Annotated in this window: 23 protein-coding genes; 15 read left to right on the top strand and 8 right to left on the bottom strand. The window is 72.4% G+C overall.

Annotated features, from left to right (window positions below; translation table 11 throughout):
* Positions 1-182 precede the first annotated feature (182 nt).
* The 6 genes from B5D80_RS27590 to prcA all read left to right on the top strand — a co-directional run bounded on the left by B5D80_RS27590 (position 183) and on the right by prcA (position 6,359).
* The gene (locus B5D80_RS27590; protein WP_211291672.1) at positions 183-2,138 is read left to right on the top strand and encodes a hypothetical protein; all 1,956 of its coding nucleotides are present in this window, start codon (positions 183-185) and stop codon (positions 2,136-2,138) included.
* A 58-nt stretch (positions 2,139-2,196) separates the two neighbouring features.
* Positions 2,197-3,714 carry a depupylase/deamidase Dop gene (gene dop / locus B5D80_RS27585; RefSeq protein WP_088646873.1) on the top strand — a complete coding sequence of 506 codons (1,518 nt, stop codon included), beginning with the start codon at positions 2,197-2,199 and terminating at the stop codon, positions 3,712-3,714.
* Positions 3,715-3,822: 108 nt separating this feature from the next.
* Positions 3,823-4,035 (top strand): ubiquitin-like protein Pup, encoded by a 213-nt coding sequence (locus B5D80_RS27580; protein ID WP_088646872.1) that lies wholly within the window; start codon positions 3,823-3,825, stop codon positions 4,033-4,035.
* Positions 4,036-4,224: 189 nt separating this feature from the next.
* Entirely contained in the window at positions 4,225-4,707 is a 483-nt protein-coding gene (locus tag B5D80_RS27575; RefSeq protein ID WP_245855015.1) for an endonuclease VII domain-containing protein, read from the top strand.
* Positions 4,626-5,465, top strand: coding sequence for a proteasome subunit beta (gene prcB, locus B5D80_RS27570; protein ID WP_204960155.1), 840 nt, complete (start codon positions 4,626-4,628; stop codon positions 5,463-5,465). The genes B5D80_RS27575 and prcB overlap by 82 nt, the downstream gene beginning before the upstream one ends.
* A gap of 60 nt (positions 5,466-5,525) precedes the next feature.
* Positions 5,526-6,359: a proteasome subunit alpha gene (prcA, locus tag B5D80_RS27565; RefSeq protein ID WP_088646869.1), complete on the top strand. Its 834-nt coding sequence runs from the start codon at positions 5,526-5,528 to the stop codon at positions 6,357-6,359.
* Positions 6,360-6,415: 56 nt separating this feature from the next.
* Here prcA and B5D80_RS27560 read toward each other — a convergent pair whose 3' ends face one another.
* The 6 genes from B5D80_RS27560 to rfbB are packed head-to-tail and all read right to left on the bottom strand — an operon-like array spanning position 6,416 to position 11,738.
* Positions 6,416-7,444, bottom strand: a complete 1,029-nt coding sequence (locus B5D80_RS27560; RefSeq protein ID WP_088646868.1) for a glycosyltransferase family 2 protein — start codon at positions 7,442-7,444, stop codon at positions 6,416-6,418.
* Complete coding sequence (locus B5D80_RS27555) at positions 7,445-8,755, bottom strand: polysaccharide biosynthesis protein (protein WP_245855014.1); 1,311 nt, start codon at positions 8,753-8,755, stop codon at positions 7,445-7,447.
* Positions 8,755-9,456 (bottom strand): glycosyltransferase family 2 protein, encoded by a 702-nt coding sequence (locus tag B5D80_RS27550; RefSeq protein WP_088646866.1) that lies wholly within the window; start codon positions 9,454-9,456, stop codon positions 8,755-8,757. Before B5D80_RS27550 ends, B5D80_RS27555 begins: the two co-directional genes overlap by 1 nt.
* Positions 9,449-9,856 carry a DUF2304 domain-containing protein gene (locus B5D80_RS27545; protein ID WP_088646865.1) on the bottom strand — a complete coding sequence of 136 codons (408 nt, stop codon included), beginning with the start codon at positions 9,854-9,856 and terminating at the stop codon, positions 9,449-9,451. The genes B5D80_RS27550 and B5D80_RS27545 overlap by 8 nt, the downstream gene beginning before the upstream one ends.
* Complete coding sequence (rfbD, locus tag B5D80_RS27540) at positions 9,853-10,740, bottom strand: dTDP-4-dehydrorhamnose reductase (RefSeq protein ID WP_088646864.1); 888 nt, start codon at positions 10,738-10,740, stop codon at positions 9,853-9,855. The genes B5D80_RS27545 and rfbD overlap by 4 nt, the downstream gene beginning before the upstream one ends.
* Entirely contained in the window at positions 10,737-11,738 is a 1,002-nt protein-coding gene (gene rfbB / locus B5D80_RS27535) for a dTDP-glucose 4,6-dehydratase (RefSeq protein WP_088646863.1), read from the bottom strand. Before rfbB ends, rfbD begins: the two co-directional genes overlap by 4 nt.
* An 88-nt stretch (positions 11,739-11,826) precedes the next feature.
* On the opposite strand from rfbB, the gene rfbA reads away from it, so the two are divergent.
* From rfbA to B5D80_RS27515, 4 genes are all read left to right on the top strand, one after another.
* On the top strand, positions 11,827-12,744 hold the full coding sequence (gene rfbA / locus B5D80_RS27530) for a glucose-1-phosphate thymidylyltransferase RfbA (protein ID WP_088646862.1): 918 nt from the start codon (positions 11,827-11,829) through the stop codon (positions 12,742-12,744).
* Positions 12,741-13,349, top strand: coding sequence for a dTDP-4-dehydrorhamnose 3,5-epimerase (rfbC, locus tag B5D80_RS27525; RefSeq protein WP_088646861.1), 609 nt, complete (start codon positions 12,741-12,743; stop codon positions 13,347-13,349). The genes rfbA and rfbC overlap by 4 nt, the downstream gene beginning before the upstream one ends.
* 83 nt (positions 13,350-13,432) lie before the next feature.
* Entirely contained in the window at positions 13,433-14,791 is a 1,359-nt protein-coding gene (pafA, locus tag B5D80_RS27520) for a Pup--protein ligase (protein ID WP_088646860.1), read from the top strand.
* A 55-nt stretch (positions 14,792-14,846) separates the two neighbouring features.
* Positions 14,847-15,044 carry a hypothetical protein gene (locus tag B5D80_RS27515; protein ID WP_088646859.1) on the top strand — a complete coding sequence of 66 codons (198 nt, stop codon included), beginning with the start codon at positions 14,847-14,849 and terminating at the stop codon, positions 15,042-15,044.
* A gap of 77 nt (positions 15,045-15,121) precedes the next feature.
* Here the strand turns inward: B5D80_RS27515 and B5D80_RS27510 are convergent, their stop codons facing one another.
* On the bottom strand, positions 15,122-16,207 hold the full coding sequence (locus B5D80_RS27510) for a DUF3866 family protein (protein WP_088646858.1): 1,086 nt from the start codon (positions 16,205-16,207) through the stop codon (positions 15,122-15,124).
* 54 nt (positions 16,208-16,261) lie between these two features.
* The gene (locus B5D80_RS27505) at positions 16,262-17,332 is read right to left on the bottom strand and encodes a cation diffusion facilitator family transporter (RefSeq protein ID WP_088646857.1); all 1,071 of its coding nucleotides are present in this window, start codon (positions 17,330-17,332) and stop codon (positions 16,262-16,264) included.
* Between the two features lie 110 nt (positions 17,333-17,442).
* Between B5D80_RS27505 and B5D80_RS27500 the strand changes: the two genes are divergently transcribed.
* The 5 genes from B5D80_RS27500 to tatC all read left to right on the top strand — a co-directional run bounded on the left by B5D80_RS27500 (position 17,443) and on the right by tatC (position 21,236).
* Complete coding sequence (locus B5D80_RS27500; RefSeq protein WP_088646856.1) at positions 17,443-18,441, top strand: helix-turn-helix transcriptional regulator; 999 nt, start codon at positions 17,443-17,445, stop codon at positions 18,439-18,441.
* Complete coding sequence (locus tag B5D80_RS27495; protein ID WP_088646855.1) at positions 18,438-19,442, top strand: helix-turn-helix transcriptional regulator; 1,005 nt, start codon at positions 18,438-18,440, stop codon at positions 19,440-19,442. The genes B5D80_RS27500 and B5D80_RS27495 overlap by 4 nt, the downstream gene beginning before the upstream one ends.
* Before the next feature lie 5 nt (positions 19,443-19,447).
* A complete protein-coding gene (locus B5D80_RS27490; protein ID WP_088646854.1) occupies positions 19,448-19,696 on the top strand; it encodes a hypothetical protein in 249 nt (82 codons plus the stop codon).
* Positions 19,697-19,910: 214 nt separating this feature from the next.
* Entirely contained in the window at positions 19,911-20,264 is a 354-nt protein-coding gene (gene tatA, locus B5D80_RS27485) for a Sec-independent protein translocase subunit TatA (RefSeq protein ID WP_088646853.1), read from the top strand.
* 18 nt (positions 20,265-20,282) lie between these two features.
* Positions 20,283-21,236, top strand: coding sequence for a twin-arginine translocase subunit TatC (tatC, locus tag B5D80_RS27480; RefSeq protein WP_088646852.1), 954 nt, complete (start codon positions 20,283-20,285; stop codon positions 21,234-21,236).

Here is a 21,236-nt window from a genome sequence, read left to right as displayed (position 1 = left end):
CCGGGCGGGTGGAATGCCGGACTCGTCGTTAGACTTCCCCCACCGCGTAGTCGACTCCGAGGAACCGCGTGCCGCCCGAGCTCTCCGTCGCCGATCCGCCGCTTTCCCCGGTCCTGGATCGCACGCCCCCCACCGTCCCGACGGCCCCGAGGGGCCGCGGCTGGCGGTGGATACCCCTCCTAGTGGCCGCCCTCGTCGCCGCCTGGGCCGTGCCCCTCGCCGCGCACGCCCTGCACCGGGAGTGGCTGCTCCCGCCGATCGTCCTGGTCGCCACGGCCAGCCTGCTACGCGGTGGCCGTACCCTGCTCGACCGGTTGATGCTCGCGCTCGGCCTGCTGCTCGGCCTGACCACGATCGCCGGCCTGGTCTTCCCGGTCTGGCCGTGGGGCATGCGGCCGGTGCCGCTGACCGGGATCGCCCTCACCGCGCTGGTCCTCGCCGCCGCCGCGCTGCGCCGCCGGCCCCGGCTGCCCCGGCCCGGCCCGGTCGACCTGTTCCCGCTGGCGGGTGCCGCCGCCATGGTGGTCTACCTGCGGCAACCCTGGCAGCGCGCCACCGACCTCGCCGACCGGCTCACCGTCCTCGGCATGGGTGAGGACAACTGGCGGCACCTGGCGCTGTTCGACGCCATGGGACGCCTCGACGGCTACACCTTCGTCGACCCGGCAGCCGCCCGGGAGCAGATCACCGCCCAGCTCATCTACTACCCACAGGGCTGGCACCTGGTCACCGCCCTGCTCGACGGCTTCCTGACCCCCACCGGGCCGCGCGTCGACGACCTCGTCGCGCACTACTTCGGCTGGACCATCGCCGGCTTCGGACTGTTCACCCTCGTGCTGATCTGGGCGGCCCAGCGGCTGGCCGGCCCGATCCACCTGCTGCACCGCACGGTGCTCACCGTGGTCGTCGGCGCGCTGGTGCTCGGCACCCAGCTGCCCCGCCTGCTCAACGCCGGCTACCCCACCGAGGTGCTCGGCCTGACCCTGACCGTGCTGATCGCCACCCTGGTCGCCCGGCCCGTCCCCGGCACCCGGGAACAGGTCGTGCTGCTGTGCGCCCTGCTCGCCGCCGTCGGGTTCACCTACTACCTGTTCCTGCCGGCCGCCGCCGTCCTGGTCCTGTGCTGGGTGCTCACCCACTGGCGGGAGGCGCTGCGCCGCTGGTTCACCGTGCTGACCGTCGGTCTGGCCGGGGCCGCGCTCGCCCTGATAGCCCCGCTGCTCGGCGTGCTCCGGGCCGGGCAGACCGAGGCGCTGGTCATCGGCTCGTCCCAGGCCGTCGAGGGCTGGCGGGCGCTGATCTGGCTCGGCGGCATCGTCGGGGTGGCCCTGCTCGTGCAGATCGCCCGCACCGACCCGGCCTGGCGACGCTGGCTGCTGGTCGGCGTCGTCGGGGCGGCCCTGCCGCTGACCATCGCGCAGATCAACACCAACGCCGGGGTGGAACCGGGCTACTACTTCGTCAAGGGCACCCACCTCGCCACCGCGCTGCTCATCGTCGGCACCGCCGCGGTGGTCCGACTGCTGCCGGTGCCCCGGCCCGGCCTGAGCTGGCGCGGGGTCGGCAGCACCACCGCCGGGGTGCTCGCCGCCGCGCTCACCATGACGGTCGCGGTGGCGCTGTGCGGCGTCACCGGCTGGCACCGCAGCCTGCTGGTGGTCGACGAGCAGACCTGGGCGCAGCGGTGGGTCCACCAGGACCTCACCCTGCCGTCCCGGGTGGCCTGGGTGTGCGCCGACGCCCAGCAGCGCTACCCGGAGGTCCCGGGCACCACCACCCTGGTCATCGACCGGGGGCCGGTACGCTCCTATCTCATCTCGCTGTGCCTGTCGGCGCTGCACGGCACCACCGCCGCCACCGACCCGGGCATCTACAGCCTGCCGTTCCTCGAACCGGACCGCACCGACATCATCGTGCGCCGGGTGGCCGGCCCGGTCCGGTTCATCACCTCCGATCCCAAGGGTGAGCGTCGGGTGCACCGGATGCTGCGCGACGAACCCGCCCTGCGGCACCGGCTGAGCTGGGTGCCGCTGACCGTCCCCGAGTGCGACGTGGCCCCCTCCGACGAGCCGCCGCCGCCGACCCCGGAGACGGCGACACCCGACCCGGCCGAGGCGGCGTGCCCCCTTCCCCGGTGAGGCGGACTACGCTCGACGTGACGGCGGACCGGGTGAGGCGAGCGGAGCGGGTAGGTCGATGAGCGTCAGAAGGATCATGGGCACCGAGGTCGAGTACGGGATCTCCGTGCCCGGCCAGGCCGGAGCCAACCCGATGGTCACCTCGTCGCAGGTGGTCAACGCGTACGGTGCGCGGCCGGAACTCAACCGGGGCGGCCGGGCCCGCTGGGACTACGAGGAGGAGTCGCCGCTGCGCGACGCCCGCGGATTCACCTACTCCGGGGCCGCCTACGACCCGGCGGAGGCGCTCGCCGACGAGGATCTCGGCCTGGCCAACGTGATACTCACCAACGGCGCCCGGCTCTACGTCGACCACGCCCACCCGGAGTACTCCACGCCCGAGGTGACCAACCCTCTCGACGTGGTGCGGTGGGACAAGGCGGGGGAGCGGGTGATGGCCGAGGCGGCCCGGCGGGCGGCCACCATCCCCGGCACCCAGCCGATCCACCTCTACAAGAACAACACCGACAACAAGGGTGCCAGCTACGGCGCCCACGAGAACTACCTGATGCGGCGGCAGACCCCGTTCGCCGACATCGTGGCGTACCTGACGCCGTTCTTCGTGACCCGGCAGATCGTCTGCGGCGCGGGCCGGGTCGGCATCGGGCAGGACGGCGGGCAGAGCGGCTTCCAGGTCTCCCAGCGGGCGGACTTCTTCGAGGTCGAGGTGGGACTGGAGACCACCCTCAAGCGGCCGATCATCAACACCCGCGACGAGCCGCACGCCGACGCCGACAAGTACCGCCGGTTGCACGTCATCATCGGCGACGCCAACCTGTCGGAGATCTCCACCTACCTCAAGGTGGGCACCACCGCGCTGATCCTCACCATGATCGAGGAGAAGGCGCTCGGTGCCGACCTGGGCATCGCCGACCCGGTGGCCGAGTTGCGGGCGGTGAGCCACGACCCGTCCCTGACCCACCGGATGCGGCTGCGTGACGGCCGTCGTCTGACCGCCCTGGACCTCCAGTGGGCCTACTACGAGCGGGCCCGCTCCTTCGTGGACGAGCGGTACGGCGCGGACGCCGACGCGCAGACCCTGGACGTGCTGGAGCGCTGGGAACGGGTGCTGGACCGGTTGGGCCGCGACGTGTTCCTCTGCGCCGACGAGTTGGACTGGGTGGCCAAGCTGCGGCTGCTGGAGGGCTACCGGGAGCGGGAGAAGCTGGGCTGGGGCTCGCACAAGCTCCAACTCGTCGACCTCCAGTACTCCGACGTGCGGCCGGAGAAGGGCCTCTACCACCGGCTGGTGACCCGGGGCTCGATGAAGACCATGCTGGACGACGAGCAGACCCGCCGGGCGATGACCGAGCCGCCGGAGGACACCCGGGCCTACTTCCGAGGTCGCTGCCTGGCCCAGTACGCCTCCGAGGTGGTCGCGGCGAGCTGGGATTCGGTGATCTTCGACGTGGGTCGGGAGTCGCTGGTCCGGGTGCCGATGATGGAACCGGAGCGGGGCACCCGCAAGCACGTGGGCGCGCTGTTCGACAGGTGCGACACCGCCAAGGACCTGCTGGAGACGTTGACCGGCGGCTGACCCGACAGTGCCGGTGGCCCGTCGTGCGTCGGATGCCGGCGCGCGGCGGGCTTTTCGTCGCCTCCGCGAGGTAAGTTCATCGCAGACGATCGTGGAGGAGGCAGCGAGATGGCTTCACAAGAGGGCGGCCAGACCCAGCCGGGCAAGTCGCACCAGGCCGAGGAGATCGACGACGTCACCACCGAGGTCAACCCCGAGGTCGCCGAGCGGCACGCTGAGATCACCGAGGACGTCGACGACCTGCTCGACGAGATCGACTCGGTCCTGGAGGAGAACGCCGAAGAATTTGTGAGGGGGTATGTCCAGAAAGGGGGTGAATGAGGCAAATGTCCGATTCCAGAGGCGCCGGACAAGGTATGCCCCCAGTGCGGTCGCTCGTTGCCGATGTCGGCCTTCCACCGTAACCGGCGTCGCGCGGACGGTCTGGCGTTCTACTGTAAGACCTGCGCGGCGGCCCGCTCCGAGGCGAGCCGCCGTAGGCGCGGCATCGCTGCGCAGAAGAAGGCGGCCATGCCGCTCGCGGACGGTCTGAAGTGGTGCCCTGACTGCGAGCAGATCAAGCCCGTCGACGACTTTCCCCGCACCACCAACGCGAGCGGACGCCACAGCTACTGCAAGCCGTGCCACAACTCACGCGGCAAGGAGACCGTGCAGCGGCTCTACGGCGGCAGTCGCGAGTACCACCTGCGTCGCCGCTACGGGATCGGGCAGCGGGAGTTCGACGAGCTTCTGGCCGAGCAGGGCGGCGTCTGCGCCGTCTGTGGCGCGGAAGATCCTCAACATGTGGACCACGATCACCGCACCGGATGGGTGCGCGGGATACTCTGCTTCAACTGCAACGGTGGTCTTGGCCAGTTCCGTGACAGTCCCACGAGGCTGGCCAGGGCGATCACGTACCTGAGAGGAACCACGTGGCAGCGGGCTTTGATCCATCCGGGCGTCTACCAGATGTGTTCACCAACGCGGGGACGTCCTCCTTCACCTCGTTTCTGAGCAGGGTGGCCCCCGAGATGCTGCCCGGCCGACGGCCGCTGCCGCCGGGCATGGCCGCCGACCTGGCACCCCACGCCACCACCATCGTGGCCATCTCGGCCACCGGGGGCGTGGTGCTGGCCGGCGACCGCCGGGCCACCATGGGCAACCTGATCGCGCAGCGCGACATCGAGAAGGTGCACCCCGCCGACGCGTACTCGCTGGTCGGCATCGCCGGCACGGCGGGCATCGGCATCGAGCTGATGCGCCTGTTCCAGGTCGAGCTGGAACACTACGAGAAGATCGAGGGCGCGATGCTCTCCCTCGACGGCAAGGCCAACCGGCTCGCCGCGATGATCCGGGGCAACCTCGGCGCCGCCATGCAGGGGCTCGCGGTCGTCCCGCTGTTCGCCGGGTTCGACCTGGCCGCCCGGGACCCGGCCCGGGCCGGGCGGATCTTCAGCTTCGACGTCACCGGCGGCCCCTACGAGGAGACCGGCTACGACGCGATCGGCTCCGGTTCGCTGTTCGCCAAGTCGGCGTTGAAGAAGCGCTACCGGGCCGGCCTGTCCATCGACGACGCGACCCGGCTCGCCGTCGAGGCGCTCTACGACGCCGCCGACGACGACACGGCCACCGGTGGACCGGACCTGACCCGGCGGATCTACCCGGTGGTGATGACGGCGACCGCCGAGGGCACCCACCGGCTCACCGAGGCCGAGACGGCCACCATCGCCGAGGCCGTCGTCGCCGGGCGGATGGAGAACCCGGGCGGCTGACGCCGTCCTTACCCCCACCAGCCCAGTCGTCAGCACAGCGCCAGAAGGAGAACCGCCGCCGTGGCCATGCAGTTCTACGCCTCGCCCGAGCAGATCATGCGCGACCGCTCCGAGCTGGCCCGCAAGGGCATCGCCCGGGGGCGCAGCGCGGTGGTCCTGAGTTACACCGGCGGGGTGCTCTTCGTCGCGGAGAACCTCTCCAGCGCCCTGCACAAGGTCAGTGAGATCTACGACCGGATCGGCTTCGCCGCCGTCGGCCGGTACAACGAGTTCGAGAACCTGCGCCGCGCCGGGGTGCGGATGGCCGACCTCAACGGCCTGAGCTACGACCGGCGGGACGTGACCGGCCGGGCGTTGGCCAACGCGTTCGCGCAGACCCTCGGCGCGATCTTCACCGAGCAGTCCAAGCCGTTCGAGGTGGAGATCTGCGTGGCGCAGGTCGGTGCCACGGCCGACGAGGACGAGCTGTACCGGCTCACCTACGACGGCTCGGTCAACGACGAGCCGGGCCGGATGGCGATGGGCGGTCAGGCCGAGGCGATCACCGGTGTGCTCAAGTCCGAGCACCGCCCCGACATGTCGCTCAGCGAGGCGGTCAGGGTGGCCTCGAAGGCGCTGAGCAGCGTCGGCGGCGAGGGTGGTGCGGCCCGTACGATCGCCCCCAACCAGTTGGAGGTGGCGGTCCTGGACCGCAACCGGGTGGGGCGTACCTTCCGACGGATCACCGGCGCGGCGCTGACCGCGTTGCTGGAGGGCGACGCGGCCGGTGACGCCGCGCCGGCCGACGGCCGGGCCGCGACCCCGACGGTGCCGACCGAGGAGGCGCACAAGCCCACCACCTCGGCCGGCTCGGCCGACCTGGAGGGGCAGCCCCAGGAGAAGCCCGAAGCCTGACGATCACGCATGCGGGGCCGGGGTGACGCACCCCGGCCCCGCATGCGTGTCGACGATCAGCGGGTGCGCAGCAGCGGCTTCGCCAGCGCCCAGTAGCCGGCGGCGATGACGTTGAAGACGCCCATGCCGGGCGGCGACTCGACGTTCGACGGGTCGACCTTGGCGGTCATCAGCTCGGCGATGATCCCGTCGGGGACCATCCGCTCCTGCTGGAGCTGCCGACGTCGGGCCCGTACCCAGGCCCGGTTGGTCCACAGCCAACGCCAGCCGCGCGCCTTCTCCCGGGCCCAGCCGCCGAGTAGCGCGGCCACCAGCATCGCCGCCTCGGTGAGCAGCAGCATCGGGGCCAGCACTACCAGCGTCCGCGTCTCGTACGCGGTGAGCAGCGAGATCAGGCGGTTGCGTTCCAGCAGGTAGTGCTTGAGCTTGTTGCGGGAGAACTCGTAGTGGTGCACCACCACCGCGTCCGGGACGTACTCCTGGCGCAGCCCGCGTTGCCACAGCCGCAGGCTGATCTCGGTGTCCTCGTGGTAGGCGAAGTACTCGGCGGCGAAACCGTCCAGCTCCCGCCAGAGCGCCCGGTTGATCACGAAGCAGCAGCCGCTGATCGACGGGACGGTGGTCCGCCGGGCGTGCGCGCTGGCCGGCTGGCCGTTGCCGCCGGCCCAGGACAGCCCGATGTAGTGCAGCGGGTTGCCGGACGTGTTGATCAGGTCGGGGTTCTCGGCGAGCCGGATCGAGGCCATCACCGCGCCCACACCGGGCTCGCCGGCCACCGCCACCGTCTTGGCCAGCGCGTCGGGGGCGACGACGGCGTCGGAGTTGACGAAGGCCAGCCACTCGCCGGTGGCCTCGGCGGCACCGACGCGGCAGCCGCCGGAGTAGCCGGTGTTCTCCTCCGGCCGGACCACCCGTACCCCGGCGAAGCCCTTGACCACGTCGATGCCGTCACCGGTGCAACCGTTGTCCACCACGATCAGCTCGATCTCGACGCCGGTGCTGGCCAGCACGGCGCGGGCGGCGTCGACCAGGTAGGGCTCGGCACCGTAGGCGAGCATCACCGCGGACACCTGGGGGCGGGACATCTACAGACCTCCGGAGACGCCGGTGGCCACCACGTCGTCGAGCGGCCGGCCGGGGGTGGGGGTGGCCGGGCGGGTTCCCCGGCGCAGCAGCAGGACGGCCATGGTGGCGGCCACCACGACCGACCCGACCGCGTAGGCCAGCTCGACGCGGAGCGCGACCGGGGCCGGGACGACCGTAACGGCGAGCAGGGCGGCCACCCCGATCGTCCAGGAGACCGCCTGGGCGCGGTGCCGGTCGAGGGCGAGCAGGGCCTGCCCGAGCACCATCGCCCACAGGTAGGCGAGGGTGCCGACGGCCAGCCAGGCGAAGTCGCCGTGGCCGAGCACGCCGGGGGCGTCGAAGAGCCGGTGCACCAGCCACGGGCCGAGCGCCACCGCGCCGATCGCCCCGGCGACCCCGAGGGCGGTGACCACGCCGAGCGCCCGGCGCAGCAGGCCGTGGAAGCCTGCCACGTCGCCGGTGGTGGCGGTGGTGGCCAGGCCGGGCAGCAGCGACGCCTGCATCGAGCCGAAGACGAACAGCGGGATACGCACCAGCACCAGGGCGGAGAGCAGCGCGCCGGCGGTGGCCACGTCGGCCGGGTCGATCAGCCGGGCGTTGATCACGCCGATGTTGACCACGACCTGGGATAGCAGGCTGGAGACGGTGAGCAGGCCGAGGCCGCGCAGCAGGGTGTCCCAGGCGACGGGGACGCCGCCGCCGACGGCCCGCAGCACCGGCGGGAGGGTCACCAGCACCGACAGCAGCGGGGCGACGACCAGCACCGCGCCGTACCAGACCGGGTCGGTGACGCCGCTGACGCCGAGCCCGGCGACCAGCGCGATGCGCAGCCCGCCGTCGACCCCGAGCTGGGTGCCGTACCAGGGGAAGAGTTGCAGGCCGGACAGCACGCCCCGGGTGGTGTAGGCGACGGCCATCGCGACCAGCGCGCCGACCAGCACGGTGACCATCGTGCCGTCGCCGTCAAAGAACCGGTCGGCCAGTGTCCGGTACCCGGCGAGGGTGGCCAGCACCAGCAGCGCCAGGACGGCGGTGGCGACGGCGGCGCCCCGGGCCAGCACCGGACCGGGCGGCAGGCCGTGGCTGCGGCGGGCGGCGACGACCCGGGCGACCTCCTGCTCGACGGGGATGAACACGCCGATGCCGAGGGTGAACACGATCGACCAGAGCACCGACAGGGAGGAGTAGTCGGCACGGTCGAGGGCGTGTCCGGCCACCGCGAGGTGCACGTAGGAGGCGAGCCCGAGCAGGGCGAGCCCGCCTCCGACGGCGACGGTGCCGGGCGGGACGAGGTGGAGCAGCCGCCGCATCACCGGCGGATGAGCGCCAGCGTGAGCACCGCGAAGGCCCGGCCCAGGTAGATCATCGCCTTGGCGGGGGAGTGGCTGGGGGTGCCCGCCATCCGCTTGCGCATGGCGACCGGCACCTGACGGATCCGGTAGCCGCGCCGGGCGGTGTGCACCAGGGTCTCCACGGTGTCGCCGAGGTATTCGGCCGGGTACCAGCCGGCGAACATCTCGATGACCCGCCGGTTGGCGGCCCGGAAGCCGGAGGTGGTGTCGGTCAGCTTGGTCTTGGCGACCCGGGAGAGCACCCCGGACAGCATGACCATCGCCCAGCGCCGGGGCCCGCGTACGGAGTAGTCGCCCTCGCCGGCGAACCGGGCACCGATGACCAGGTCGTTGTCGTCGAGCAGGTCGACCAGCTTGGGCACGTACCGGGGGTCGTGCTGGCCGTCGGCGTCGATCTGGATCGCCACGTCGTAGTCGTTGTCGCGGGCGTACCGGTAGCCGAGCCGCATCGCGCCGCCCACCCCGAGGTTGTACGGCAGCTTCGCCACCCGGGCGCCGGCGGCGGCGGCCACCGCGGCGGTCCGGTCGGTGGAGCCGTCGTCGACCACGAGCACGTCGACGCCGGGCAGTTCGCCCCGGACCTCGCCGACCACGTCGGCGATCGACCCGGACTCGTTGAGCGCCGGGATGATGATCAGGACGCGCTTGCCGTTAACCATCGTGGGACACCAGTTCGTCTCGGGTTGCTGCGGTGACCTGCGCGCCGTCGGCGAGCCGGGCGGCGCGCTCGGCGTCGATCTCGGCGCGGAGCAGGGCGAAGTCCTCGGCCAGGGTGCGGGTCTCCTCCTCCAGCGCGCTGACCTCCCAGCTCAGGTGCACGCAGACCAGCAGGAGGAAGACGATGCCGAGGAAGAGCACGAGGCTGACGCCGGAGACCACGCCGAAGAAGCCGGCCACGTTGTCCAGCAGGCGGGGGAACAGCGACAACGGGATGACGATGACCAGCACGCCGAGCCAGAGCATGCCGTACTTCTCGCGGAGCTGGCGACGGCGCAGCAGCTCGACGATCGTGGCGAGCAGGATCAGGCCGGTCAGACCGGTGACGAGGGTGAGCTTCATGCGACCTTCCACGGGGCGGGTGCAGTCGGGGAGGCGAAGGCGTCGGACAGCACGTCGTGCCAGTCCGGCAGCGGGGGCAGGCCGGCCTCGGCCCACCGGTCGTGCCCTAGCACACTGTACGCGGGCCGTGCGGCGGGACGGGGAAACCGGTCGCTGGTGGTGGGTCGGACCCGGTCGGGGTCGAGCCCGGCCAGCGCGAAGGCGGCGCGGGCCAGCCCGTACCAGGTGGTCCGGCCGGTGCAGGTGCCGTGGTAGGTCCCGGCGGGGGCGCGCCCGGCCAGGGCCGCGTCGACGAGCGCCACCAGCCGGGTGGCCAGCGCGTACGACCAGGTGGGCTGGCCCTGCTGGTCGTCGACCACGTCGAGGTGCTCCCGGGTGGCGGCCAGGCCGAGCATGGTGGTGACGAAGTTGCGGCCGTGTGCCCCGTAGAGCCAGGCGGTCCGCACCAGGTAGCCGGTTTCCGGGAGGAATCGGGCCACGGCCCGCTCCCCGGCGAGCTTGCTGCGGCCGTAGGCGTTGATCGGGTCGGTGGGGGCGTCCTCGGCGTACGGGGTGTCCGCGTCGCCGGCGAAGACGTAGTCGGTGGAGACGTGCACCAGTCGCGCGCCGTGCGCGGCGCAGGCGCGGGCCAGATGGGCCACCGCGTCGCCGTTGACCGCGGTCGCCGCCGCCTCGTCGCGTTCCGCGCCGTCGACGTCGGTCCACGCGGCGGTGTTGAGCACCACGTCGTGTCCGGCGACGGCGGCCCGGACCGCCCCGGCGTCGGTGACGTCGAGGTCGGCGCGGGTGGCGGCGGTCACCGTGAGGTCGTCCCGGGTGGCCAGCACCGCCAGCAGGTCCCGGCCGAGCATGCCGCCCGCGCCGGTGACGAGCACCCGGGTCATGCGCCCGACGCCTTCTTCAGCGGCTCCCACCAGTCCCGGTTGTCCCGGTACCAGGCGACGGTCCGGGTCAGGCCCTCGTCGAGGTCGATGCTCGGGGCGTACCCCAGCTCGGTGTTGATCTTGCTGATGTCCAGCGAGTAGCGGCGGTCGTGGCCCTTGCGGTCGGCGACCGGGACGACCCGGTCCCAGCCGGCGTCGCACGCCTCCAGCAGTCGCCCGGTCAGCTCCTTGTTGCTCAGCTCGGTGCCGCCGCCGATGTGGTAGACCTCGCCGGAGCGCCCGGCGTGCGCCACCATCGCGATGCCCCGGCAGTGGTCGTGCACGTGCAGCCAGTCCCGGACGTTGCCGCCGTCGCCGTAGAGCGGCACGGTGCCGCCGTCGAGCAGGTTGGTCACGAACAGCGGGACGACCTTCTCCGGATACTGGTACGGCCCGTAGTTGTTGGAGCAGCGGGTCACCACCACGTCCATCCCGTGGGTCCGGTGGTAGGCCAGCGCCAGCAGGTCCGAGCCGGCCTTGGAGGCCGAGTACGGCGAGTTCGGGGCCAGCGGCCAGGTCTCCGTCCAGGACCCCTCGTCGATCGAGCCGTACACCTCGTCGGTGGAGACGTGCACGAACCGGCCGGTGCCGTGCCGCAGCGCCGCGTCCAGCAGGGTCTGGGTGCCGAGCACGTTGGTGGTGACGAACGGCGCGGCGCCGGCGATCGAGCGGTCGACGTGCGACTCGGCGGCGAAGTGCACGACCACGTCCTGGCCGGCGACGACCTCGTCGACGGTCGCCGGGTCGCAGATGTCGCCCCGGACGAACCGCAGCCGGGGGTCATCGCGCACCGGGGCGAGGTTGTCCAGGTTGCCGGAGTAGGTCAGCTTGTCCAGCACGGTCACCGTGGCAGGCTCGACGGCGGGCACCCCGGACGCGTCGCCGCCGGGTACGCCCAGCAGCATCCGTACGTACTCCGACCCGATGAATCCGGCTCCGCCGGTGACGAGAATCCTCACGGGGACGGAAGTGTACGCGCACCGGGCCGCTGCTCCGGGGACCGTGACCCCGGTGTCCGGTTCGCGTCGGTCCCGGTAGGCTCCCCCGGTGCGTGGAATCCTTCTCGCTGGTGGCACCGGGTCCCGGCTGTGGCCGATCACCCGGGCGGTGTCCAAGCAGCTGATGCCGATCTTCGACAAGCCGATGGTCTACTACCCGCTGTCGACGCTGGTGATGTCCGGGGTGCGGGAGATCCTGGTGATCACCACTCCGGAGGACCAGGACCAGTTCCAGCGGCTGCTCGGCGACGGCAGCCAGTGGGGGCTGCGCCTGGAGTACGTCGCCCAGGCCCGCCCGGAGGGCATCGCGCAGGCGTTCGTGCTCGGCGCGGACTTCATCGGCGACGACTCGGTGGCCCTGGTGCTGGGCGACAACATCTTCCACGGCGTCGGCCTCGGCCGGCAGCTGGCCGACAACGGCGACCTGGTCGGCGGTCGGGTGTTCGCCTACCCGGTGGCCAACCCGCAGGCGTACGGCGTGGTCGACTTCGACGCCGACGGCCGGGTGCTGTCGATCGAGGAGAAGCCGGCCCGGCCGAAGTCCCGCTACGCGGTGCCGGGGCTGTACTTCTACGACAACCGGGTGGTCGAGATCGCCGGCAAGCTCACCCCCAGCGCCCGGGGCGAGCTGGAGATCACCGCGGTCAACGAGGCGTACCGGGAGGCCGGCGAGCTGTCGGTCACCGTGCTGGACCGGGGCACCGCCTGGCTGGACACCGGCACGTTCACCTCGATGATGCAGGCCGGCGAGTTCGTCCGGGTGATCGAGGAACGGCAGGGCATGAAGATCGGCTGCGTCGAGGAGGTCTGCTGGCGGGCCGGCCTGATCGACGACGCCCGGCTCCGCGCGCTGGCCGAGCCGCTGACCAAGAGCGGCTACGGTGACTACCTGCTGGGCCTGCTGGCCGACAAGCACGACGAGGCGGTGCTGCGCGCGGCACAGTCGTCAACGGAGGGGGTGCGGTGAAGATTCGCCCGCTGAGCATCGAGGGCGCCTGGGAGGTCACCCCGCAGCAGCACGGTGACCCGCGCGGCCTGTTCATGGAGTGGTACCGGTTCGACCACCTCGCCGAGGCGGTCGGTCACCCGCTGCGGCTGGCCCAGGCCAACCTGTCGGTCTCCGGCCGGGGTGTGGTGCGTGGCATCCACTTCGCCGACGTCCCGCCCGGCCAGGCCAAGTACGTCACCTGCGTACGCGGCGCGGTGCTCGACGTCGTGGTGGACCTGCGGACCGGTTCGCCGACCTTCGGCCGCTGGGAGGGCGTCCGGCTGGACGACACCGACCGGCGGGCGGTCTACCTGGCCGAGGGGCTGGGGCACGGCTTCTGCGCGTTGACCGACGACGCGACCCTGAGCTACCTCTGCTCGACCACCTACAACCCGACCGGGGAACACGCGGTGCACCCGCTCGACCCGGAGCTGGGCATCGAGTGGCCGGCCGAGGTACCGCAACTGTCCGCCCGGGACGCGGCGGCACCGACGTTCGCGCAGGCCCGGGCGGCGGGAGCCCTGCCCGACTACGCCGCCTGCCAGGCGTTCGTGGCCGGGCTGGGGCCGGACGGGACGCCGTAGCCGGACGGGATCCGAGCGACCGGAGCGCACTACCTGTGCTGTGACAGTGACGAACCGACCCTCCGGGCGGCTAGTGTCACATCATGGAGCGGCGAATCTTCGGCCTCGAGACCGAGTACGGCGTCACCTGCACCTATCGCGGGCAGCGGAGACTGTCCCCAGACGAGGTCGCCCGGTACCTGTTCCGCCGGGTGGTGTCGTGGGGCCGGTCGAGCAACGTGTTCCTGCGCAACGGGGCCCGGCTCTACCTGGACGTCGGGTCGCACCCGGAGTACGCCACTCCGGAGTGCGACTCGGTCACCGACCTGGTCGCCCACGACCGGGCCGGTGAGCGCATCCTGGAGGGCCTGCTCGTCGATGCGGAGAAGCGGCTGCACGACGAGGGCATCGCGGGTGAGATCTACCTGTTCAAGAACAACACCGACTCGGCCGGCAACTCGTACGGCTGCCACGAGAACTACCTGGTGTCCCGGCACGGTGAGTTCGGTCGGCTCGCCGACGTGCTCATCCCGTTCCTGGTCACCAGGCAGCTGATCTGCGGCGCGGGCAAGGTGTTGCAGACCCCGCGCGGGGCGGTCTACTGCCTGTCCCAGCGGGCCGAGCACATCTGGGAGGGCGTCTCCTCGGCGACCACCCGCAGCCGGCCGATCATCAACACCCGCGACGAGCCGCACGCCGACGCCGAGCGCTACCGCCGGCTGCACGTCATCGTCGGCGACTCCAACATGAACGAGGTCACCACGCTGCTCAAGGTCGGCTCGGCCGACATCGTGCTGCGGATGATCGAGGCCGGCGTGGTGATGCGCGACCTGTCGCTGGAGAACCCGATCCGGGCCATCCGGGAGGTGTCGCACGACATCACCGGCCGGCGCAAGGTGCGCCTCGCCTCCGGCAAGGAGGTCAGCGCCCTGGAGATCCAGCAGGAATACCTGGCGCGGGCCACCGAGTTCGTCGAGCGTCGTGGCGGCGACCAGACCGCCAAGCGGGTGGTGGAGCTGTGGGGCCGGGTGCTGAACGCGGTGGAGAGCGGCAACCTGGACCCGGTGGCCCGGGAGATCGACTGGGTGAGCAAGCTCCGGCTGATCGAGCGCTACCAGCGCAAGCACGACCTGCCGCTGTCGCACCCCCGGGTGGCGCAGATGGACCTGGCCTACCACGACCTGCGCCGGGGTCGGGGCCTGTACGGGCTGCTGGAGCGGCGCGGCCAGGTGGACCGGGTGGCCACCGACCCGGAGATCTTCGAGGCCAAGGAGACCCCGCCGCAGACCACCCGGGCCCGGCTGCGCGGCGAGTTCATCAGGCACGCCCAGGAGAAGCGGCGCGACTTCACCGTCGACTGGGTGCACCTGAAGCTCAACGACCAGGCGCAGCGCACCGTGCTCTGCAAGGACCCGTTCCGGGCGTACGACGAGCGGGTGGAGCGGTTGATCGCGAGCATGTGACCAGGGGGCCGGCGGTCGGTGACGGCCGTCGGCCCACCGGTACGCTGGCGGGGCGATGAACGATTCCGAATCCGCCGACCGCGAGCGCGGCGACACCCAGCGGCTCAACTGGATCGACAGGCGTCGGGCGAAGATCCGCGACGAGATCGCCCGTAACCGCCGGGGCGAGTACACCGTGCCCACCTGGGTGCTGACCGTGGCGCTGGTCGTCATCGTGGTCGGCTGGCTCGCGTTGATCTTCCTGGTCGGCTGACGCCGGTCCGGCACCGGCGGGACGTCGGGTCAGGGGTCACGGTGGCGCAGACCGCGCTGCCGGGTGGTGCCGCCCGGTCAGCCGAGCAGCGTGGCGGCGTGCCGGCCGGCGGCCGCCGCCGCGAGGAAGTAGGCGTGGTCGGCGTCCAGACCACGGCCCATCGTGGACAGTCGCACCGGCAGGGCCCGTAGCGCGGCGTCCAGCCCGTCGGTGTCGACCCGGACCAGGGTGTGCCGGCCGGCCAGCGGGGCCAGCGCGGCGTCCACCCGGGCCGCCAGCTCCGCCGGCAGGCCGTCCGGCACCACCAGTTCCGCCGGGGCCAGCGCCACCCGGCCGTACGCGGTGAGGCTGTGGTGCGACACCCCCTGGTGCCGGGGACGGGCGTCGGCGTCGGAGATCCGCAGCGACCCGACCGGCCGGCCGCCCAGCACCGCCACCGCGTTGACCGCCTCGCCGACGGCGACGCCGGAGAACCCCCACCGGGTGCCGGTGCCCAGGTTGCCCGGCCCCTGCGCGACGATCGCCACGTCGGCGCGGAGCACGTGCCGGGCGGCCAGCAGGCCGGTGTGCAGGGTGGCGGCCTCCAGGTCCCCGCCGAACGCCTGCCCGACGCTGACCGTGCCGACCAGCGCGTCGCGCAGCCCGTCGAGGGTGCGGGAGAACCAGGCCGGCAGCGCGCCCCCGTCGGTGAGCAGGTACGCCACCCGGGCCCGGGGGGCGTCGGCATGGATGCCGGCGAGGATCGCCGGCAGGGCGGAGTGCAGGTCGGCGGTGACCACCGGCAGCCCGTCCAGGCTGTCGACGGAGGCGAGCAGCGCGTGGTGCGGCGACGCCTCCTCGTCGACCCCGAGCATGATCGGCTGCAACGGGGTGTACCGGGCCTTGACCAGGTGCCCGGCGTCGCGGGTGTCGCCGGCCTGCGGCGGGTCGGCGGGCAGCCGGTCGGGCAGGGCGACCACCAGGGCGTACCCGCCGGTGCCGAGGCCCATCAGCAGCGCGCCGGCGTTCAGCAGCACCCGGTCGCCGGGGACGGGGTCGCCGACCAGTTCCGGGTAGGCCAGCGCGCGCATGGTGGCCCCGTCGGGCAGGGCGACGTCGAGTTCCACCGCGCCGGCCCACCGTCGCCGTACCGCCGTGACCGTCCCGGACCGCCATCGCACCATGCCCGGCACGCTATCGCCGGCCGCCCGGCCGGCCGCGTGCGGGGCCGCCTCCGGTCAGCCCCGCCCGTCCGCCTCCTGATCGGACGGCCCGCCGGTCGGGCGCACGCCGCCGGCCGGGCCGGGGTACGCCGTGCCGAGCGGGGCGTCGCCCACCGGGCCGGGCTCCTCCTGGGTACGCCGGGCGCGGCGGCCGGCGCCGGGCAGTGACCGGGTGGGGTCGAGGAAGACGTACCCGATCTCCGGGTAGCGGTCGGTCAGCCGCCGTTCGGCCTCGTCGGCGGCGGCCTCGATCTCGGCCCCGGTCGCCTCGTCCCGGAAGTCGACCTTGGCGGCCACCAGGATGTCGTCCGGGCCGAGCTGCATGGTCAGCAGCGTGTCGACCCGGTCCACGGTCGGCAGGCCGGCCAGCTCGCGTTCGATCTCGTGGTGCAGCCGTTCGGGCACCGCCCGGCCGACCAGCAGCGAGATGTTGCTCTTGGCCAGGATGGCGGCGACGACGAGCAGCAGCAGGCCGATCAGGATCGAGGCGACGCCGTCGAACAGCTCGTCGCCGGTCCACTGCGACAGGCCCAGCCCGACCCCCGCGATGAGCAGGCCGATCAGGGCGGCGCTGTCCTCCAGGAACACCGCCTTGACGGTGGTGTCGGCGGTCAGCCGCAGGAACCGGCGCGGGGTGGTCCCCCAGCGGCGGGACTCGCCGCGTACCTGGCGTACCGCGCGGGCCAGCGACACCGACTCGATGGCGAAGGAGACCGCCAGCACCACGTACGAGATCAGGTAGTCGCCGCTGTGCTCGTGCACCAGGATGGTGGTCACACCGTGGGTGATGGCGAAGCCGGCGCCGGCCACGAAGGTGAACAGCGCGGCCAGGAACGCCCAGACGTAGCTCTCCTTGCCGTACCCGAACGGGTGCCGGACGTCGGCGGGCCGGGCGCCCCGGCGCAGCGCCAGGTAGAGCAGCACCTCGGTGGTGGTGTCGGCGACCGAGTGGGCCGCCTCGGAGAGCATCGCCGCCGAGCCGGAGATGATCCCGGCGACCAGCTTCGCCACCGCGATGGCGAGGTTCGCCGCCCCCGCCACCACCACCGTGCCGACGCTCTCGCTGTTGACTTCGGCCTCTGCCATGCGGTCACCGTAAGTCCGCCGGGCCGCCCCCGCTGGGCGGCGGGCTGTCCGTCACGCCACACCCCGCGCGGGTGCACGGGTATCGCGCCCGGGCTGCTAGCGTTCACCCCGTGTCGCGGAGTCGTACCGAACGCCTGGTCAACCTGGTGATCTGTCTGCTGTCCACCAGGCGGTTCCTGACCGCCGCGCAGATCGCCGCGACCGTGCCCGGTTACGAACACGATCCGGACGACGCCCGGGAACACGAGGCGTTCCAGCGCAAGTTCGAGCGGGACAAGGCGGAACTGCGCGAGCTGGGGGTGCCGCTGGAGACCGGGACGGCCAGCGTGTTCGACGCCGAACCCGGCTACCGGATCGCCCACCGGGAGTACGCCCTGCCCGACATTCCGCTCGAACCGGACGAGGCCGCCGCGGTGGGCATCGCCGCCCGGTTGTGGCAGCACGCCGGGCTGGCCGCCGCCGCCTCCTCGGGGTTGGCCAAGCTGCGCGCGGCCGGCGTGGACGTCGACCCGCAGGCCACCCTGGGGTTGGAGCCGATGGTCACCGTCGACCCGTCGTTCGCCCCGCTCACCGCCGCCGCCCGGGACCGCCGCGAGGTCACCTTCGACTACCGGGTGCCCGACCGGGACGCGCCGACCCGGCGTCGGTTGCAGCCGTGGGGCGTGGTCTGCTGGCGGGGCCGCTGGTACGTCGTGGGCCACGACCGGGACCGGGCGGCGACCCGCTGCTTCCGGCTGTCCCGGGTGACCGGCGCGGTCCGGGTCACCGGTGCCCCCGGCGGCTACGAGCCACCGGCCGGCGTCGACCTGATCTCGCACGTGGCCACCTGGTCCGGGCCGGTCGAGCGGACCGGCCGGGCCACCGTGCTGGCCACCCCCGGGCGGGCCGCCGGGCTGCGCCGGTGGGCGGTGCAGAGCGTGCCCGGCCCCGACGGCGACCGGCTGGTGCTGCCCTACGCCGATCCGGAGTCGCTGGCCGGTCAGCTCGTCGGCTACGGCCCGGACGTGCGGGTCCTGGACCCACCCGAGGTACGCGACGCGGTGATCCAACGGCTCAAGGAGATCGCCGCCCGGCACGACGAGCTGGCCGTGGCCGGGGGTGCCCGGTGACCCGCCCCGCCACGCGCACCTCCGCCGACCGGCTGGCCCGGCTGCTGAACCTGGTGCCCTACCTGCTGGCCCGGCCGGGCATCGAGATCGCCGAGGCGGCCGGCGACCTGGGCGTCACCGAACGGCAGCTGCGGGAGGACCTGGAGCTGCTCTGGGTCTGCGGGCTGCCCGGCTACGGCCCGGGTGACCTGATCGACATGGCCTTCGACGGCGACCGGGTGACCATCACCTACGACGCCGGCATCGACCGGCCGCTGCGGCTCACCCCGGACGAGGCGCTGGCCCTGGTGGTGGCGCTGCGGATGCTCGCCGAGACGCCCGGGGTGGCCAACCGGGAGGCCGTCGAGCGGGCCCTGGCCAAGATCGAGAACGCGGCCGGTGACCTGGTCGGCGCCCCGGTCGCCGTCCGGCTGCCCGGCGAGAGCCAGCGGGTGCAGGAACTGCGGACCGCGGTCGAGCGGCGGCGGGCGCTGCGGATCACCTACTACACCGCCGCCCGGGACGAGAGCACCGAACGCGTCATCGACCCGCTGCGGATGCTCATGGTCGACGGCCGGGCGTACGTCGAGGCGTGGTGCCGCCGTGCCGAGGCGGTCCGGTTGTTCCGGGCCGACCGGATCGACGCCGTGGTCGAGCTGGACGAGCCGGCCGTGGTGCCGCCGCAGGCCCGCCCGCACGACCTGCGGCAGGGGGTGTTCCAGCCGTCACCGGACCTGCCGCTGATCACCCTGCGGATCGGCCGGGGCGAGCGGTGGATCACCGAGTACTACCCGTGTGAGCGGGTCGAGGTCGACGGCGACCACTGGCTGGTGTCGCTGCGGGTGACCGACCTCGACTGGGCCCGCCGCTTCGTGCTCGGGCTCGGCCCGGACGTCACCGTCCTCGCCCCGGTCGAGCTGGCCACCCAGGTACGCGCCCAGGCCACCGCCGCGTTGGAGGCGTACGCGACGCCCGGTGGCCTCGGCCGGCCCGGCGGGCGCGGTGACGTGCCGGTAGGCTGACCGCCGTGGTGAAGTGGATCGTGCTGGCGGTGCTGCTGTTCGCGCTTGTCGTGTTGGCCCTGGCGGTCCGTCCGGTGCTGGTGCGGCTGCCCCGGCTGCGCCGGGCGGCGGTGGCGTTGCAGCGCCGCCAGGCCGAGGCCGAGACGCTGCGGCACAGCGCCGAAGCGTTGCAGGAACGGGCCGAGGCGCTGCAACGGCAGACCGAGACGACCCAGCAGCGGCTCGAACTGATCAAGGCGAAGCGCGGGAGTTGATCGACAGCGGTCGGTGGGCCGCCCGCCCGGTGCCCGTCCGGAGTCCCTTTCGCGCAGCTCTGCACCCGTCCAGGTGGTTGACGGGACACTCGCAGGTGGTCAAGACTTCACCGGCCGGGCCGCATCAGCGGTGGCCCGGCGGGTGGCAGCGGCCCGTCACGCACGTACGATGGGCTCCGACACACCCTTCGACACAGAGCGACTGGAGCTTCCCATGGGTGCCCTCAAGCCGTGGCACATCGCCGTACTCGTGGTCGTGCTGATCCTGCTGTTCGGCGCGAAGCGGCTCCCCGACGCGGCCCGCTCGCTCGGCCGTTCGTTGCGGATCATCAAGGCGGAGACCAAGAGCCTGGCCGACGACGACCGCGACCTGGCCGAGAAGGCCGACGCGCAGGCCGGCTACCAGCCGCTGCCGCCCCAGCAGCAGCCCGTGCAGCAGCAGCCGTACGCGCCGCAGCCCCAGCAGCAGTACGTCCAGCAGCCTCAGCAGCAGTACGCCCCGCCGCAGCCCCAGCAGCAGCCGCTCGCCCCGCCGGTCGACCCGGTGCAGCGCGTCCGCGACAACTGACCGAAGGGCCCGATCACCGTGGCCTTCGCCCTCCGTAAGCGCGGCCCCAGCACCTTCGAACGGGCCGCCGACGGCTCCATGACGCTCATGGAACATGTCCGTGAGCTGCGGAACCGGCTGTTCCGTGCCTCGCTGGCGATCCTGGTCGGCTTCGGCTTCGGTATCTGGCTGGCGACGCCGGTCCGGGTACTGCTCTCGAAGCCGTACTGCGACCTGCCTCAGGCAAAGGACCCGGATACCGGGCTGTGTAAGTTCGTCCAGCTCGGCGTTGCCGATGTCTTCCTGCTCAATCTGAAGATTGGCCTTTGGGTCGGGTTGATCATCGCGGCGCCGGTCTGGCTCTACCAACTCTGGGCGTTCATCGCGCCGGGTCTGCACCGGCACGAGCGGCGGTACGCGTACATCTTCACCACGCTCGCCGCGCCGCTGTTCGCGGCCGGCGCGGTGCTGGCCTTCTTCGTTACCACCAAGGGCCTGGAGTTCCTGCTCGACATCTCCGGCGGCGACATCTCCACCACCCTGGAGGTCACCCGCTACATCTCGTTCGTCACCAACCTGATCCTGTTGTTCGGGGTGGCGTTCGAGTTCCCGCTGGTAGTGCTGATGCTCAACTTCGTCGGGTTGGCCAGTGCCCGGAGGCTGCTGAGCTGGTGGCGGGTTGCGGTCTTCGTGTTCTTCGCCTTCTCCGCCGTGGTGACGCCCACCCCCGACCCGTTCGGCATGACCGCGCTGGCGATCTGCCTCTGCGCGCTCTACTTCGCCGCAGTCGGCGTGGCGTTCATCAACGACCGGCGCAAGGGGCGGCGTAAGGAGTCCTACGCGGGGTTGAGTGACGACGAGGTGTCGCCGCTGGAGTTGGACGACGATCCGGTGGTGGCCACGCCGGAGCTGGAGTTGTCCGAGCCGGTGCACGCCTCCGAGCCGGTGGCCCCGCCCAGGCCGATCGACCGCCGCTACGACGACATGACCTGA

This window comes from Micromonospora wenchangensis (assembly GCF_002210435.1).
GTDB classification, from domain to species: domain Bacteria; phylum Actinomycetota; class Actinomycetes; order Mycobacteriales; family Micromonosporaceae; genus Micromonospora; species Micromonospora wenchangensis.
Note: the sequence above shows the minus strand (reverse complement) of the source record. Positions and strands in the feature narration are given on the sequence as shown.

Bases quoted from the DNA above. Each gene is read 5' to 3' on its own strand.
- dop (WP_088646873.1), top strand. From the start codon at position 2,197: ATGAGCGTCAGAAGGATCATGGGCACCGAGGTCGAGTACGGGATCTCC.
- B5D80_RS27580 (WP_088646872.1), top strand. From the start codon at position 3,823: ATGGCTTCACAAGAGGGCGGCCAGACCCAGCCGGGCAAGTCGCACCAG.
- B5D80_RS27575 (WP_245855015.1), top strand. From the start codon at position 4,225: ATGCCGCTCGCGGACGGTCTGAAGTGGTGCCCTGACTGCGAGCAGATC.
- B5D80_RS27560 (WP_088646868.1), bottom strand. From the start codon at position 7,444: ATGTCCCGCCCCCAGGTGTCCGCGGTGATGCTCGCCTACGGTGCCGAG.
- B5D80_RS27555 (WP_245855014.1), bottom strand. From the start codon at position 8,755: ATGCGGCGGCTGCTCCACCTCGTCCCGCCCGGCACCGTCGCCGTCGGA.
- B5D80_RS27550 (WP_088646866.1), bottom strand. From the start codon at position 9,456: ATGGTTAACGGCAAGCGCGTCCTGATCATCATCCCGGCGCTCAACGAG.
- B5D80_RS27545 (WP_088646865.1), bottom strand. From the start codon at position 9,856: ATGAAGCTCACCCTCGTCACCGGTCTGACCGGCCTGATCCTGCTCGCC.
- rfbD (WP_088646864.1), bottom strand. From the start codon at position 10,740: ATGACCCGGGTGCTCGTCACCGGCGCGGGCGGCATGCTCGGCCGGGAC.
- pafA (WP_088646860.1), top strand. From the start codon at position 13,433: ATGGAGCGGCGAATCTTCGGCCTCGAGACCGAGTACGGCGTCACCTGC.
- B5D80_RS27515 (WP_088646859.1), top strand. From the start codon at position 14,847: ATGAACGATTCCGAATCCGCCGACCGCGAGCGCGGCGACACCCAGCGG.
- B5D80_RS27510 (WP_088646858.1), bottom strand. From the start codon at position 16,207: ATGGTGCGATGGCGGTCCGGGACGGTCACGGCGGTACGGCGACGGTGG.
- B5D80_RS27505 (WP_088646857.1), bottom strand. From the start codon at position 17,332: ATGGCAGAGGCCGAAGTCAACAGCGAGAGCGTCGGCACGGTGGTGGTG.
- tatA (WP_088646853.1), top strand. From the start codon at position 19,911: ATGGGTGCCCTCAAGCCGTGGCACATCGCCGTACTCGTGGTCGTGCTG.